Below are 14,181 nucleotides of genomic sequence, written 5' to 3'. Positions count from 1 at the left end.
CTCGCTCCTCCTCAGCCTCTGAAGGCGGGAGAAGTTTCGCTTTATCATCGAACCATAATAAAACATACTTAACTCGGTTTATTACTCGATGCGGTAAAATGACGCAAATCATTTTTGCCTTATATTGTTATCTAGTTTTCAAAGAACGAATGATACTATGGTGGAGCCTAGCGGGATCGAACCGCTGACCTCCTGCGTGCAAGGCAGGCGCTCTCCCAGCTGAGCTAAGGCCCCAATATGGTCTTTACATAAAAAATGGTGGGCCTAAATGGACTCGAACCATCGACCTCACGCTTATCAGGCGTGCGCTCTAACCAGCTGAGCTATAGGCCCCTTACCATTATGATGAAAATAAATGATAAACTTCGCTCTTCTTCGTCAACTTCACTCGTTCACATCCTCACGTACATGAAGTACGCTCCGGTGTTCGCTCGTTCGCTTCCTCGAATTGCTCGCTTCTAATTTATTTTCTGTTTTTGAGAGAATGCTCCCTCAAAACTGAACGAAACAAGATCGCTTTTTCCTTAGAAAGGAGGTGATCCAGCCGCACCTTCCGATACGGCTACCTTGTTACGACTTCACCCCAATCATCTGTCCCACCTTAGGCGGCTGGCTCCATAAAGGTTACCCCACCGACTTCGGGTGTTACAAACTCTCGTGGTGTGACGGGCGGTGTGTACAAGGCCCGGGAACGTATTCACCGCGGCATGCTGATCCGCGATTACTAGCGATTCCGGCTTCATGCAGGCGAGTTGCAGCCTGCAATCCGAACTGAGAATGGCTTTATGGGATTCGCTCGGCCTCGCGGCTTTGCTGCCCTTTGTACCATCCATTGTAGCACGTGTGTAGCCCAGGTCATAAGGGGCATGATGATTTGACGTCATCCCCACCTTCCTCCGGTTTGTCACCGGCAGTCACCTTAGAGTGCCCAACTGAATGCTGGCAACTAAGATCAAGGGTTGCGCTCGTTGCGGGACTTAACCCAACATCTCACGACACGAGCTGACGACAACCATGCACCACCTGTCACTCTGTCCCCCGAAGGGGAACGTCCTATCTCTAGGAGTGTCAGAGGATGTCAAGACCTGGTAAGGTTCTTCGCGTTGCTTCGAATTAAACCACATGCTCCACCGCTTGTGCGGGCCCCCGTCAATTCCTTTGAGTTTCAGCCTTGCGGCCGTACTCCCCAGGCGGAGTGCTTAATGCGTTAGCTGCAGCACTAAAGGGCGGAAACCCTCTAACACTTAGCACTCATCGTTTACGGCGTGGACTACCAGGGTATCTAATCCTGTTCGCTCCCCACGCTTTCGCGCCTCAGCGTCAGTTACAGACCAGAGAGTCGCCTTCGCCACTGGTGTTCCTCCACATCTCTACGCATTTCACCGCTACACGTGGAATTCCACTCTCCTCTTCTGCACTCAAGTCTCCCAGTTTCCAATGACCCTCCACGGTTGAGCCGTGGGCTTTCACATCAGACTTAAAAGACCGCCTGCGCGCGCTTTACGCCCAATAAATCCGGACAACGCTTGCCACCTACGTATTACCGCGGCTGCTGGCACGTAGTTAGCCGTGGCTTTCTGGCCAGGTACCGTCAAGGTGCCATCAGTTACTATGGCACTTGTTCTTCCCTGACAACAGAGTTTTACGATCCGAAAACCTTCTTCACTCACGCGGCGTTGCTCCGTCAGACTTTCGTCCATTGCGGAAGATTCCCTACTGCTGCCTCCCGTAGGAGTCTGGGCCGTGTCTCAGTCCCAGTGTGGCCGATCACCCTCTCAGGTCGGCTACGCATCGTGGCCTTGGTGAGCCGTTACCCCACCAACTAGCTAATGCGCCGCGGGCCCATCCTTGAGTGACAGCCGAAACCGTCTTTCCTCTTTCCCTCATGTGAGGGAAAGACCTATCCGGTATTAGCTCCGGTTTCCCGAAGTTATCCCGATCTCAAGGGCAGGTTGCCCACGTGTTACTCACCCGTCCGCCGCTGACTTCAGGGAGCAAGCTCCCATCCATCCGCTCGACTTGCATGTATTAGGCACGCCGCCAGCGTTCGTCCTGAGCCAGGATCAAACTCTCCGAAAAGTGTTCGATATAGCTCATAAAGTTTAAAACTTGTTTTGTTTACTTCCTATAAATAAGAAGTAACTGGCGTCTTGTTTCGTTCAGTTTTCAAAGAACATTTCGTCATAAGCGACTTTAATATCATAACATTTCTATAATATAAAGTCAACATCTATTTTTGTTTACATTCGCTTTGTTTTCAGCGACAAATAATATAATATCAAGTTTGCTAATGAAAGTCAATATTATTTTTGAATGAAATAAAACAAAAAGGAGAGCTGCGCTCTGGCTGCTCTCAATTCAAAAAAGTTCTATAAAATCCAGTACTGCAGGGCTGCCATTGCTGCGACCCCGGGTATGCCGAGAAAACCGGCAATCGAAGATGTCGCTAGATTAATCGGTACATGAAGCCCGACCGCGTTCCCCATCGCATTTAAGAAAAAAAGAAAAAGCGCACCAATGACAAGCCTGATGGCTCCCTGGCCAGCCCATCTCAGCGGTTTAAGGGGTGTACCTACTAAAAGCAGAAGCACGATCAGACTCCCGATTACCGCTATGAACGCAATTGGTTCCATTATAAAAACCTCCCTGACGGTATACTGCTTGTACTAAACAGCATATGACCGCCAGGAGAGGTTTTAGAACCTGCTTATGGTCTTACTTTTACATTTCTCTTTTTTGCTTCTTTAAATAAATAGAAATACTTTGCTTCCGCCAGTTTTACGCTGCAGATAATATCATGCGACGGATCCACACTTTTCTCCAGCAGTGCTTTTTGGTTCAGCCAGCTTCTCTTCAATTCCTCAAGCTGATTGATGAGCCGCTGATCGTATTCCTTTCGAAGCCATCCTTTACGCCGAAAGAACATGACATACCTCCATGCAGTTTTAAGTTTTAAACCTCACGGCGGCCTTCAATTGCTTTGGAAAGGGTCACTTCGTCCGCATACTCAAGGTCGCCTCCGACTGGCAGCCCGTGGGCAATCCTTGTAATCCGGATGCCTGACGGCTTAAGGAGCCTGGATATATACATAGCAGTTGCTTCGCCTTCTATATTGGGATTGGTTGCCAGGATTACTTCTTTTATCGTCTCATCCTGCAGCCTTTTAAGCAGGTCCGGAATATTTATATCTTCCGGTCCTATCCCATCCATAGGTGAAATGCTTCCGTGGAGCACATGATAAAGGCCGTTATATTCCCTCATCTTTTCCATGGCGATTACATCCTTGGGATCCTGTACCACACATACGATACTCCGGTCCCTCCGCTGGTCTTCGCATATATAGCAGGGATCCTGATCAGTTATATGACCGCACACCGAGCAATAGGACAGGTTCCGTTTTGCATTCACAAGCGCTTTGGCAAAATCAAGGACAGTATCTTCTTTCATATTCAAAACAAAGAAAGCAAGCCGGGCGGCGGTTTTTGGACCGATGCCCGGCAGTTTCATGAAGCTGTCTATCAATTTGGATATAGGTTCCGGATAATGCATAGAAAAACCTCCTAGAACATTCCAGGCAGATTTAATCCTTTTGTGAATTGCCCCATAGTCTGATTAGTCAGCTGATCGGCCTTTTTAAGGGCGTCATTTGTAGCTGCCAGTACTAAATCCTGCAGCATTTCAATATCATCGGGATCGACAACCTCTGGTTTGATGTTCACCTCAATTATTTCTTTATGGCCAGATACAACAACTGTTACCATTCCGCCGCCGGCAGAACCTTCAATTTTCTCTTCACCAAGGTTCGCCTGGGCTTCTTCCATCTTCTTTTGCATCTTTTGCATTTGTTTCATCATGTTTTGCATATTTCCGCCGCCACGCATCATATTCCTAACCTCCATTATTCTTTGATTTCTAGCAGTTCGTCCCCAACAAGCCTTCTCGCCTCTGCGATGAGGGGATCTTCCACATCTTTGGTTTCCACCTTATCAGTGGATTGTGAGGCAAGATACTCTTCCCTGATTTTACCCCATTGGTCCTCAGGAACTCCAATCATGGAAAGCTTTCTCCCTGTGGTCTGCAGGATAATGCCGCCCACTGCATCGAGGAACCTGGCATTTTCCATCGCCATCTGGCAATGGATATCATACTTAAATTTTACCACAAAAGCATCCGTTGAGGCAGCTACTGGTTCAGCATCATTCAATAGTGCGACCGAAGATTTCATCTGCTGCTTGACAAGCTGTTCCAGCATCTCTCCCCATTGGCCTTTTACCGTATTGAGATCCTGTTTTGTAGCTTCCTTCAGGATTGCATTGATTCTTCCGGCAGGAGCCTTGAATTGTTTTTTGCCCGTCCTTTGAGGCTTCGGCTTGGCAGCTGCCTGCATGCCGGAAACGGCTATCCCTTTTTCTTTCAGTTCACTAATCTGATTTTCCAGCAGGCTGATTTTTTGCACCAGCTCCTGATAGTCCTCTGAGGGAGCACTTCCTGTACTTTCCCTGTGGCAGAGCTTAACAAGCGCCACTTCTATGAAAACCCGCGGGTGATTGGTCCATTTGATTTCCTGCTGTGTAGCATTGAAGCTTTCAATCATGCCGTATAAATCATCCGGCTGGATCTGATCGGCAAGCTGCTTAAAGTCATCATCGACCCAGACCCGTTCAAGTGCCTCGGACAGGCCAGGTGCGGTCTTATAAAGAAGCATATCCCGGTAGTAAAAGATCATGTCCTCAATAAAACGGGAAGGATCTTTCCCGAGTGACAGCAGCTGCTCCAGGATATCAAGCGCCTTTGCCACATCCTTTTCATGGATGGAATACGCAAGCTTTGTCAGAAATGACTGGGAAACCGCTCCGGTAACTGTCAGGGCATCCTCCTCTGTCACCTGGTCCTCACTGAAGGATATCGCCTGGTCAAGGAGACTGAGCGCATCACGCATCCCGCCTTCAGCTGCGCGGGCAATGATATCCATGGCCTGGTCACTGCAGCTTACCCCTGAACTGTCGGCAATCTGTCTCATCCGCCCCACAATGTCCCTTGTTCCGATTCTCTTAAAGTCAAAGCGCTGACAGCGTGAGATGATGGTGAGGGGGATCTTATGGGGCTCGGTTGTGGCCAGGATGAAAATGACGTGCCGCGGGGGCTCTTCAAGGGTCTTAAGTAGCGCGTTGAACGCCCCTATGGAAAGCATATGGACTTCATCCACTATATACACTTTATACTTAACTGCATTCGGAGCGTATTTTACCTTGTCGCGGATATCGCGTATTTCTTCCACTCCGTTATTTGAAGCGGCATCGATTTCAATAACATCTGGTATGGAGCCGTCTGTAATCCCCGTGCATGCAGAACATTCATTGCACGGTTCGGCAGAAGGTCCATTTTCACAGTTCACTGCTTTGGCCAGAATTTTGGCTGCACTTGTTTTTCCTGTGCCCCTCGGGCCGGAAAAAAGGTAGGCATGGGAGATTTTGTCCTGCAGGAGTGCATTCTGCAGGGTTTTGGTCACATGACCCTGGCCAACTACATCTAAGAAGGACTGCGGCCTCCAAACTCTGTATAATGCTTGATATCCCACGTTAAACTCCCCTTTTAGCGATCATAATCTTATTATAGCGTAAATGCGTTATTCAAAAAAATGATAGAAGGACACATAGTAAAAAAACTCATCCCGTGCCTGCCGGAATGAGTTTTGGTTTGTATGTAATAACGCCGTGCACCTTTTGTTGATTAACAACCACAAGCGTTACTTAAGCAGTTAGCTCAGCCCAGGCAGCCCTGCGGCACATGAGAGATTCCACTTAATGCTGCTTCCTTCCGGACCTGACATGGTTCATGGATTCTCATTGCGCAGGACCCAGACATCAACACCACTTACTTAAGGCAGACCCTGCAGTATATTAACCGTGAAAAGGAATTCAGCCTCGCTGGAGCGGATTGCGAGTACAGGGCACCGCTACCTCCCCGCCTAGCACGGCAAATTTGATAACATAATATTGGGTGCTTACTGTTAAGCACATTACTAAGTATACCTCTTTTATGATAAAAAATCAACGTCTAGGAATTGTTAATTCCTGTGTCATCAGTTTGCACGCCATGCTCCCGCTTCATCTTCTCTTCCTTCTTCTTTCTTCTCAGCTCCTTAAAGAAGCGGGTCAGCATTTCCCCGCACTCATGAGCCATGACACCGGCCGATACCTCCGATTGATGATTGAATCGATCATCCTCAAGAAGATTCATAAGCGTGCCCGCACAGCCTGCCTTGGGATCATGTGCCCCGTACACAACCCGTTCCACCCTCGCGAGAAGAATCGCGCCTGCACACATAGGGCAGGGCTCTAGCGTCACGTACAGGGTCGTTTCCTCCAGCCTCCAGGTGCCGAGACGCCGGCAGGCTGAATCAATCGCCAAGAGCTCTGCATGTGCTGTGGCACTTTGATCTGTCTCCCTTAGGTTGTGGGCGGAGGCGATCACTTCACCCCTGTGCACAAGTACAGCCCCGATCGGAACCTCTCCCAGTGCTTCGGCTTTTTTCGCCTCTTCCATTGCAAGCATCATGAACCTTTCATCTTCGAGTATCATACATCTTCTCCTTTATGATAAAAGCAGGTGCAGGCACACACACTATATAAAACAATTTCTGTGTTGCAGAAGGTGTTCAATTCCATAAATAAACTTCTCCTTTTAACTCATGGCTGTGTTAAAATATCCTTTGTTACATGTTTTTACATATATAGACAACATATTTGTCTTATCATTTTTGGAGGGGATACGTTTCATGAACAACACACCATTCATCACGGTTGAAGGCCCTATTGGTGTGGGTAAAACATCTCTGGCGAAAATCATTTCAGAAAATCTCCAGTTTGAGCTCCTGAAAGAAATAGTCGATGAGAATCCATTTCTCGGTAAGTTCTACGAAAATATCGAAGAGTGGAGCTTCCAGACAGAAATGTTTTTCCTATGCAATCGCTATAAACAGCTTGAGGATATCGAAAAAGATTTTTTAAGCCAGGAGAAGCCTGTAGCAGCTGATTACCACATTTTTAAGAACCTGATCTTCGCCAAGCGTACTTTGAAAGATAAACAATATGACAAGTACCTCGGCATTTATAATATTTTAACATCCGACATGCCTGTCCCAAACATGATTATATATCTAAATGCCAGCCTCGACACCCTGCTTTCACGAATTGATAAAAGAGGCCGTGACATCGAGAAAAACATCAGCCCATTATATCTCAAACAGCTTTCTCTTGATTACGAAAAATTCATGAGTCAGTTTGAAGAACTGCACCCGGAAATCCCGGTACTCCGTTTTAACGGGGACGAACTCGATTTCATCAATAATAAAGCTGATTATGATTATATCCTTTCCAAAATTGAAAAGGAACTTCGAAAAGGAGTTTATATTAATGAACCTACGAAAAAAATATGATATTCCGCATAACGCGGTCATCACAATTGCAGGGACGGTCGGGGTAGGTAAATCCACCATGACTAACGCCCTTGCCAATGCCCTTAATTTTCGGACATCATTCGAAAAGGTCGATACCAATCCTTATCTCGATAAATTTTATCATGATTTTGAAAGATGGAGCTTCCACCTGCAGATCTACTTCCTTGCTGAACGCTTTAAGGAACAGAAAAGAATGTTTGAATATGGCGGCGGATTCATCCAGGATAGATCCATTTATGAGGATACCGGCATCTTTGCAAAGATGCATTATGAAAAAGGGACGATGAGCAAGGTCGATTATGAAACCTATACAAGCCTGTTTGAAGCAATGGTGCTTACCCCTTATTTCCCGCACCCAGACCTCCTTATCTACATTGAAGGCTCACTTGACGATATCCTTGAACGTATCAAAATACGGGGCCGTCCGATGGAACAGCAGACCCCGATTGAATATTGGCAGGAAATGCACGCGAGATATGAAGACTGGATCAATCATTTTAATGCCTGTCCTGTCCTCCGCCTAAATATCAATGATTACGATCTGGTTTCGAGTGAAGCGTCCATTGAACCAATCATTGAGAGAGTCGCATCCTTTATGGAACAGACAAAAAAGCTTCGGGTTAAAGCATAAAAGAGACGCTGCTCACATGCAGCGTCTCTTTTTATTATATAGCAAAAATCCGCCGCCCAGAGGGCAGCGGATCCAAACATCTCCAAATGTTATGCGCGTGGTTTTAAAATAAAAATGGAGGAGGTAGAGGGATTCGAACCCCCGCGGGCTTTTACACCCCTGTCGGTTTTCAAGACCGATCCCTTCAGCCGGACTTGGGTATACCTCCAAATCAACATTAGCAACAAATAATATAATACACGGATACATTTAGTAAGTCAATATTATTTTTAAAAAAATTAAAAAGGACAACCCTGCTGGGCTGCCCACTCTTCTTTATTAGGGACGGATAACGTCTTTGCCGCCCATATATGGCCTGAGTACTTCTGGAATTACGACACTGCCGTCAGCCTGCTGGTAATTTTCAAGAATAGCAGCAACTGTGCGGCCGACCGCAAGCCCGGATCCGTTTAGTGTATGAACATGCTCCGGCTTTCCTTTAGCTTCACGGCGGAAGCGGATATTTGCCCTTCTTGCCTGGAAGCTTTCAAAATTACTGCAAGAAGAAATCTCACGGTATGTTTCATAACTCGGAAGCCATACTTCAATGTCATATTTCTTGGCAGCAGTGAAACCAAGATCTGCCGTACACATGCTGAGTACTCGATATGGAAGGTTGAGGAGCTGCAGGACTTTTTCTGCATTTGCTGTCAGCTTTTCTAATTCTTCATAAGAATCTTCCGGCTTAACGAATTTTACAAGTTCCACCTTGTTGAATTGGTGCTGGCGGATCAGGCCGCGTGTATCACGGCCGGCAGAACCTGCCTCAGAACGGAAGTTCGCACTGTACGCTGCATAATATAAGGGAAGCTCCTCTCCGTTAAGGATCTCGTCACGGTGCATATTGGTGACAGGCACTTCAGATGTAGGAATCAGAAAATAATCTTCGCTTTCAATTCTGAATGCATCTTCCTCAAATTTAGGAAGCTGGCCGGTTCCTGTCATACTCGCGCGGTTTACAATGAAAGGCGGCATAATTTCCTCGTACCCATGCTCTTCCGTATGAAGATCCAGCATAAAGCCGGCAAGTGCACGCTCAAGTCTTGCACCGAGGCCCTTATAAAAAACAAACCGGCTTCCGGTTACCTTGCCTGCCCGCTCAAAATCAACGATATTGAGTTCATCCGCAAGATCCCAATGGGGCTTTGCTTCAAAATCAAACTCAGGAAGTTTCCCCCATGTCCGGATCTCCACATTGTCATCTTCAGAATCTCCCACAGGAACTGTTTCATGCGGGATATTTGGGATAGATAACAGCAGCTTTTCAAGTACCGCTTCCACTTCACGCAATTCCTGATCAAGAACCTTGATCTTATCACCGACTTCACGCATTTCTGCGATTAAAGAGTCTGCGTCCTTTTTTTCACGCTTAAGAGCAGCAACCTGCTGTGATACATCATTACGCTTACTCTTCAATTCTTCGGCTTCAACAATTAAATGCCTCCGCCTCTGATCTAGCTCTTCAAACTTGTCAAAGTCTGTGAGATCTTCTCCCCTGAATTTAAGCTTTTCTTTTACCTGTTCAAAATTCGCCCGTAAATATTTGATATCAAGCATCTTTTATTCCTCCTTTAGTCACCAGAAAGAAAGCCGGCAAAAACAAAACAAAAAACCCCCATCCCAAAAAGGGACGAGAGTTACCCGCGTTGCCACCCTAGTTAAAGGCGCAATACTGCACCTTTCACCTTCATTAGATAACGGCTTGTTATGCCGAAAGTATATAGTCACCAAAAATGCGGCTTTCCATACTTTTTGCTCGAGGATGGATTCCCAGGGTTCCGCTGTCGGTTTTCACCAGCCACCGACTCTCTACTGAACGGATGTTCCTGATACTAATTCCTGTCATTGCCTTAACTATTCTTTGATTATTAGATAATTTACTACAATTTTACACCTTCTGCAACTCTTTTATTCAAAATAAAGGCTGTTTTCACATACATTTTGGCTATTGAACGAGAATGTGGTTTTTATGCTGCAGCCAAAGAAATAATAAAAAAAAATACCCCCGGCACACTGCCAGGGGCATTCCCTAATTAGAATAGTCCTTTAACTGCAGAAGCAGCGCTATCCCATACATCTCCGAAGAAAGAACCGACGCCTCTCATGGAAAGGACGAACCAATTAGCCTTATCGACAGTTTCGGCTGCCACTACTTCGACTCTGCCGTTATTTTGATCTCCTTTTGTGAGGAATCCGTAATCCTGGCCAGTCTTAGGCTTAAGGGTGATATACCCTACTGTTTCACCTTTTTTCACAGGGGCTGTCAATTCACCCTGTTTATTAAGCTTTTTCTTATCCAATACCAGCACCTGCTGATAGTTTTTCTTTTCGCCATTCCTAATTACCATATTAACAGCCTTTTTGGTTTCAATCTTTACGTTGTCTGCCTTGCCCTTGTCAACGCCGATTGATTTCTTTGCTTTTGGCTGCACTCCAGCTGACAAAAGCTTCTCAGACTTAAAGTTAGAGAATCCGTAATCTAATAGCTTTCTAGTTTCGGTAAAACGTGAGTCTTTCGAATCTGCCTTCATAATGACAGAGATGAAACGCTGTCCTTCCCTTTCGGCAGTCGCCGTAAAGCAGTAGCCCGCAAAATCGGTAGAACCGGTTTTAAGTCCGTCTACTCCTTCATATTCATATATTAATCCTGGAAGCATCCAGTTGAAGTTAGGATATTCTCTTCCATCGCGGAACTTTAACTTTGGAATCTTGGAGTACTCAAGTGATTCTGGAAAATCCGTGATCAGCCTGTAAGCAAGGGTTGCAGTGTCCCTGGCTGTCATAATGTTTTCATCATTTGCATTGCCTGCAGGGATATTCCCCATCAAGCTGGAATTATTTAAACCGCTGGCATTTACAAACTTAGCAGATTTAAGACCTAATTCTTTTGCCTTTTTATTGGCAAAAGCAACATAGCTCTTCTCGCTTCCTGAAAGCAATTCTGCAAGTGCGACGGTTGCCGCATTTCCAGAGAATATGGCCATGGCTTCATATAGCTCTTTTACCGTGTAATCTTCCCCTTCGGTTAATCCTATATTGGACAACCCGGGAGCTCTTGATAATTCATGGACATAACGGCTGATTTTTACCTTTTTGTCCCAAGTGATTTTCTTATCTTTGATGGCATCCAGAACGTTGTATTCTGTCATCATCTTTGACATACTGGCAACGCCCAGTACCGCATCTGCATTTTTCTCATACACAATTTTACCCGTTTTGGCATCCAGCAATATAGCAGCCTCTGCTTTTAACCCTAGCGTGTCTTCAGCATGAGCGGAACTTGCTTGAAATGAAAATTGCGATGCAATAAGAGCAACCATCATGGTCAAAATCAGTGTGATCTGGCTGACTTTTTTCAAGTTTCTTACCTCCGGCTTTTAAATATGTACCTCATTTTTTCACTTTTTCTAGTTTATCACAAAAAAAAACAAAAAAATAGACAGAGATAGATCTCTGTCCGTCTTGTATTTATTACCAACCTAAAAGTTTAGGTTAAAAGGCTTAGAACTTGGAGTAATTAGGCGCTTCCTTGGTAATCTGGATATCATGGGGATGGCTTTCATGAAGCCCGGCACCAGTCATGCGGATAAACTGAGCGTTTTCCCGCAGTTCCTTTAAGTCCTTAGTACCGCAGTATCCCATGCCCGAACGCAGACCGCCGATCAGCTGATACAGCGTATCAGCCAAAGGTCCTTTATACGGAAGCCTTCCTTCTATTCCTTCTGGCACGAACTTCTTATTTTCTTCCTGGAAATAACGGTCTTTTGAACCCTTTTCCATGGCTGCAACAGAACCCATGCCCCTATACACTTTGAACCGGCGTCCCTGGAAAATTTCCGTTTCGCCAGGGCTCTCAGATACTCCTGCAAGCAGGCTGCCCAGCATAACGGCATGTCCGCCTGAAGCAAGGGCCTTGACGATGTCCCCGGAATATTTTATTCCTCCATCAGCAATGATCGCCTTACCATGCTTTCTAGCTTCTGTGGCGCAGTCGTATATTGCTGTGATCTGCGGCACACCGACACCCGCCACTACCCGGGTAGTGCAGATTGAACCTGGCCCGATGCCTACCTTAACAACATCTGCGCCTGCTTCGATAAGAGCTCGTGTACCTTCTGCAGTTGCAACATTTCCAGCGATGATAGACAGTTCAGGGTATGCTTCCCTGATCTGCTGGACTGTATCCAGAACCCCCTGGGAGTGGCCATGTGCTGTATCCACGACAATGACATCCACACTGGCCGCTGCAAGCCGCTCAACCCTCTTCATTGTATCTTTGGTTACACCAACAGCTGCTCCCGCTAAAAGCCTTCCCTGGCTATCCTTTGCCGAATTAGGGAACTCGATGACTTTCTCGATATCTTTGATGGTAATTAAGCCTTTTAAAACACCTTCACTGTCTACGAGCGGAAGTTTTTCTATTTTGTATTTTTGAAGTATTCTTTCAGCCTGCTCAAGATTAGTTCCCACAGGAGCCGTTACCAAATTTTCCTTGGTCATAACATCTGAAATTTTTATGGAATAATCCTGGATAAATCGGAGGTCCCGGTTCGTGATGATGCCAACAAGCTTGAGCTCATCATTATTATTGACAATCGGCACACCGGAAATCCGGTACTTGCTCATAAGATGCTCAGCATCAAATACCTGGTGCTCGGGGGTAAGGAAGAATGGATCAGTGATAACCCCGCTTTCGGAACGTTTCACTTTGTCTACCTGCTCAGCCTGCTGCTCTATGGACATGTTCTTATGGATGATGCCAAGGCCTCCCTGCCGGGCCATTGCGATTGCCATTTCAGCTTCCGTGACAGTATCCATACCGGCACTAATGATCGGGATATTAATTTTAAGCGTTTCTGTCAACGCCGACTGAATATTAACATCCTTCGGCAAAACCTCAGATTTAGCAGGCACTAGCAGCACATCATCAAATGTTAAACCCTCTTTAACAAACTTCGATTCCCACATCTCGATCCCTCCAGGCTTTAAAAAATATTATTAGTAGGTTATCAATTGGACAAAATACTGTCAAGAAAGATTGAATATGTTTGATTTTTCAATTAACTTGGAGGTTTTCTAAATTGGTGGCTAACCAATCCCCCTGGGATGACTTTACCGTTTTCTTTTCAGCATCTTATTCACAGGCATTCCTAAAAAAATGTTATGCTTCCCGCCAAAAGGGAAGCGATGCTAAATATTACGATAACTGCTATCCATTTATATATTATATAGAACATGCTCAAAACTATTATGAACAGGCTAAAACTGCTCCGCTGACCATTAAGCCCGGCCTCCTATTTTATGGGTTTGGCCAGCTGATCAAGGCCTGTCTGCTCACCGTCGACAGTTCCTATCCTGAATCAACCTCCGTCCTTGCTCACGGAGTCTCAGCGAGGAAGAGAAAAAAGCAGCAGTATGAATTCCTGTATGACGAAATAAAAGTACAAAAAAATGGCCTGCTTACCCATTTTGCTGAAAAGATGTTTGATATGAACCAGCTTGAAGGAGAAAAAATAATAATGAAAGAGCTGTTAAGGGGGGTGCCTGAGCTTGATCCACTCTTTTTTGCTTTCTTTCAGGAATCCAACTATGCCGCATTAACACAAAATGAGGATTTATATAAAGTCAGTTCAGGCATCCTCGACTCCTATCATATGCCAGCCGTGCGGTTTCAAGAGTTTTTATCTCAAAAAACCGGTTTCCTGATTGAGGCAGTGGAGGAGAAAGATGAACTTTCGCTTACCTTTCCCGGAGATTTTAAACTCATGCATCAGGGCGCCTTCCGGCTGCACACTGCTGCCGGAAGCATCGTCCTGGCTGTCAATAAGGATGCTAAAAGCTTCACTCTTCCCGAAATTCTGATTCATTATCTCCTGCTTTATAATTTAAGCATGATTGCACGCTATGAGACAGAGTGGTGGCTGGAGTTAACCAAAACTACCCCCAATTCAGATTTTGCCTTCATTAAAAGATTTCTGCATATTACGGAAACAAAAGGGCCCGCATTGATTCAAAATTGGCTGAGAGAGGCTCATGCTCATTATTGTTAGTG

At 45.7% G+C, this 14,181-nt stretch carries 12 protein-coding genes, 3 tRNA genes, 1 rRNA gene, 1 other RNA gene and 1 other annotated feature; of the genes, 3 read left to right on the top strand and 14 right to left on the bottom strand.

Features of this window, described 5'->3' with window-relative positions; all coding sequences use genetic code 11:
• Positions 1-158: 158 nt before the first annotated feature.
• The 10 genes from V1501_RS00150 to tadA all read right to left on the bottom strand — a co-directional run bounded on the left by V1501_RS00150 (position 159) and on the right by tadA (position 6,582).
• Positions 159-234, bottom strand: a tRNA-Ala gene (locus tag V1501_RS00150).
• A 22-nt stretch (positions 235-256) separates the two neighbouring features.
• A tRNA-Ile gene (locus V1501_RS00145) sits at positions 257-333 on the bottom strand.
• A gap of 195 nt (positions 334-528) precedes the next feature.
• Positions 529-2,079 (bottom strand): 16S ribosomal RNA (locus V1501_RS00140).
• Between the two features lie 290 nt (positions 2,080-2,369).
• Positions 2,370-2,633, bottom strand: a complete 264-nt coding sequence (locus V1501_RS00135; RefSeq protein WP_409290905.1) for a pro-sigmaK processing inhibitor BofA family protein — start codon at positions 2,631-2,633, stop codon at positions 2,370-2,372.
• A gap of 74 nt (positions 2,634-2,707) precedes the next feature.
• On the bottom strand, positions 2,708-2,926 hold the full coding sequence (locus V1501_RS00130) for a YaaL family protein (protein WP_409290904.1): 219 nt from the start codon (positions 2,924-2,926) through the stop codon (positions 2,708-2,710).
• A 26-nt stretch (positions 2,927-2,952) separates the two neighbouring features.
• The gene (recR, locus tag V1501_RS00125) at positions 2,953-3,549 is read right to left on the bottom strand and encodes a recombination mediator RecR (RefSeq protein WP_409290903.1); all 597 of its coding nucleotides are present in this window, start codon (positions 3,547-3,549) and stop codon (positions 2,953-2,955) included.
• An 11-nt stretch (positions 3,550-3,560) separates the two neighbouring features.
• Complete coding sequence (locus V1501_RS00120; RefSeq protein ID WP_409293185.1) at positions 3,561-3,881, bottom strand: YbaB/EbfC family nucleoid-associated protein; 321 nt, start codon at positions 3,879-3,881, stop codon at positions 3,561-3,563.
• 17 nt (positions 3,882-3,898) lie between these two features.
• The gene (dnaX, locus tag V1501_RS00115) at positions 3,899-5,578 is read right to left on the bottom strand and encodes a DNA polymerase III subunit gamma/tau (protein WP_409290902.1); all 1,680 of its coding nucleotides are present in this window, start codon (positions 5,576-5,578) and stop codon (positions 3,899-3,901) included.
• 134 nt (positions 5,579-5,712) lie between these two features.
• Positions 5,713-5,977, bottom strand: an RNA gene (ffs, locus tag V1501_RS00110) — signal recognition particle sRNA large type.
• 80 nt (positions 5,978-6,057) lie between these two features.
• Positions 6,058-6,582 carry a tRNA adenosine(34) deaminase TadA gene (tadA, locus tag V1501_RS00105; protein WP_409290901.1) on the bottom strand — a complete coding sequence of 175 codons (525 nt, stop codon included), beginning with the start codon at positions 6,580-6,582 and terminating at the stop codon, positions 6,058-6,060.
• A 196-nt stretch (positions 6,583-6,778) separates the two neighbouring features.
• On the opposite strand from tadA, the gene V1501_RS00100 reads away from it, so the two are divergent.
• A complete protein-coding gene (locus V1501_RS00100; protein WP_409290900.1) occupies positions 6,779-7,438 on the top strand; it encodes a deoxynucleoside kinase in 660 nt (219 codons plus the stop codon).
• Positions 7,416-8,090: a deoxynucleoside kinase gene (locus tag V1501_RS00095; RefSeq protein WP_409290899.1), complete on the top strand. Its 675-nt coding sequence runs from the start codon at positions 7,416-7,418 to the stop codon at positions 8,088-8,090. Before V1501_RS00100 ends, V1501_RS00095 begins: the two co-directional genes overlap by 23 nt.
• A 115-nt stretch (positions 8,091-8,205) precedes the next feature.
• Here the strand turns inward: V1501_RS00095 and V1501_RS00090 are convergent.
• The 4 genes from V1501_RS00090 to guaB all read right to left on the bottom strand — a co-directional run bounded on the left by V1501_RS00090 (position 8,206) and on the right by guaB (position 13,097).
• Positions 8,206-8,298, bottom strand: a tRNA-Ser gene (locus tag V1501_RS00090).
• A 110-nt stretch (positions 8,299-8,408) separates the two neighbouring features.
• Complete coding sequence (serS, locus tag V1501_RS00085) at positions 8,409-9,686, bottom strand: serine--tRNA ligase (protein ID WP_409290898.1); 1,278 nt, start codon at positions 9,684-9,686, stop codon at positions 8,409-8,411.
• Positions 9,687-9,752: 66 nt separating this feature from the next.
• Positions 9,753-9,984 (bottom strand) — a binding site (T-box leader).
• Positions 9,985-10,162: 178 nt separating this feature from the next.
• Complete coding sequence (locus V1501_RS00080; RefSeq protein WP_409290897.1) at positions 10,163-11,488, bottom strand: serine hydrolase; 1,326 nt, start codon at positions 11,486-11,488, stop codon at positions 10,163-10,165.
• 142 nt (positions 11,489-11,630) lie between these two features.
• On the bottom strand, positions 11,631-13,097 hold the full coding sequence (guaB, locus tag V1501_RS00075) for an IMP dehydrogenase (RefSeq protein ID WP_409290896.1): 1,467 nt from the start codon (positions 13,095-13,097) through the stop codon (positions 11,631-11,633).
• A gap of 116 nt (positions 13,098-13,213) precedes the next feature.
• Between guaB and V1501_RS00070 the strand changes: the two genes are divergently transcribed.
• Complete coding sequence (locus V1501_RS00070) at positions 13,214-14,179, top strand: YaaC family protein (protein WP_409290895.1); 966 nt, start codon at positions 13,214-13,216, stop codon at positions 14,177-14,179.
• Positions 14,180-14,181 lie beyond the last annotated feature (2 nt).

Origin of the sequence: Paraperibacillus esterisolvens (assembly GCF_046237625.1) — a bacterium.
In the GTDB taxonomy this organism is placed as follows: domain Bacteria; phylum Bacillota; class Bacilli; order Bacillales; family DSM-1321; genus Paraperibacillus; species Paraperibacillus esterisolvens.
The sequence above is the reverse complement of the archived record's forward strand: the minus strand, read 5'-3'. Positions and strand labels throughout refer to the sequence as shown.

Excerpts from the sequence above, each read along its gene's own strand:
- recR (WP_409290903.1), bottom strand. The coding sequence starts at position 3,549 with ATGCATTATCCGGAACCTATATCCAAATTGATAGACAGCTTCATGAAA.
- V1501_RS00095 (WP_409290899.1), top strand. The coding sequence starts at position 7,416 with ATGAACCTACGAAAAAAATATGATATTCCGCATAACGCGGTCATCACA.
- V1501_RS00135 (WP_409290905.1), bottom strand. The coding sequence starts at position 2,633 with ATGGAACCAATTGCGTTCATAGCGGTAATCGGGAGTCTGATCGTGCTT.
- tadA (WP_409290901.1), bottom strand. The coding sequence starts at position 6,582 with ATGATACTCGAAGATGAAAGGTTCATGATGCTTGCAATGGAAGAGGCG.
- serS (WP_409290898.1), bottom strand. The coding sequence starts at position 9,686 with ATGCTTGATATCAAATATTTACGGGCGAATTTTGAACAGGTAAAAGAA.
- V1501_RS00100 (WP_409290900.1), top strand. The coding sequence starts at position 6,779 with ATGAACAACACACCATTCATCACGGTTGAAGGCCCTATTGGTGTGGGT.
- V1501_RS00120 (WP_409293185.1), bottom strand. The coding sequence starts at position 3,881 with ATGCGTGGCGGCGGAAATATGCAAAACATGATGAAACAAATGCAAAAG.
- guaB (WP_409290896.1), bottom strand. The coding sequence starts at position 13,097 with ATGTGGGAATCGAAGTTTGTTAAAGAGGGTTTAACATTTGATGATGTG.
- V1501_RS00130 (WP_409290904.1), bottom strand. The coding sequence starts at position 2,926 with ATGTTCTTTCGGCGTAAAGGATGGCTTCGAAAGGAATACGATCAGCGG.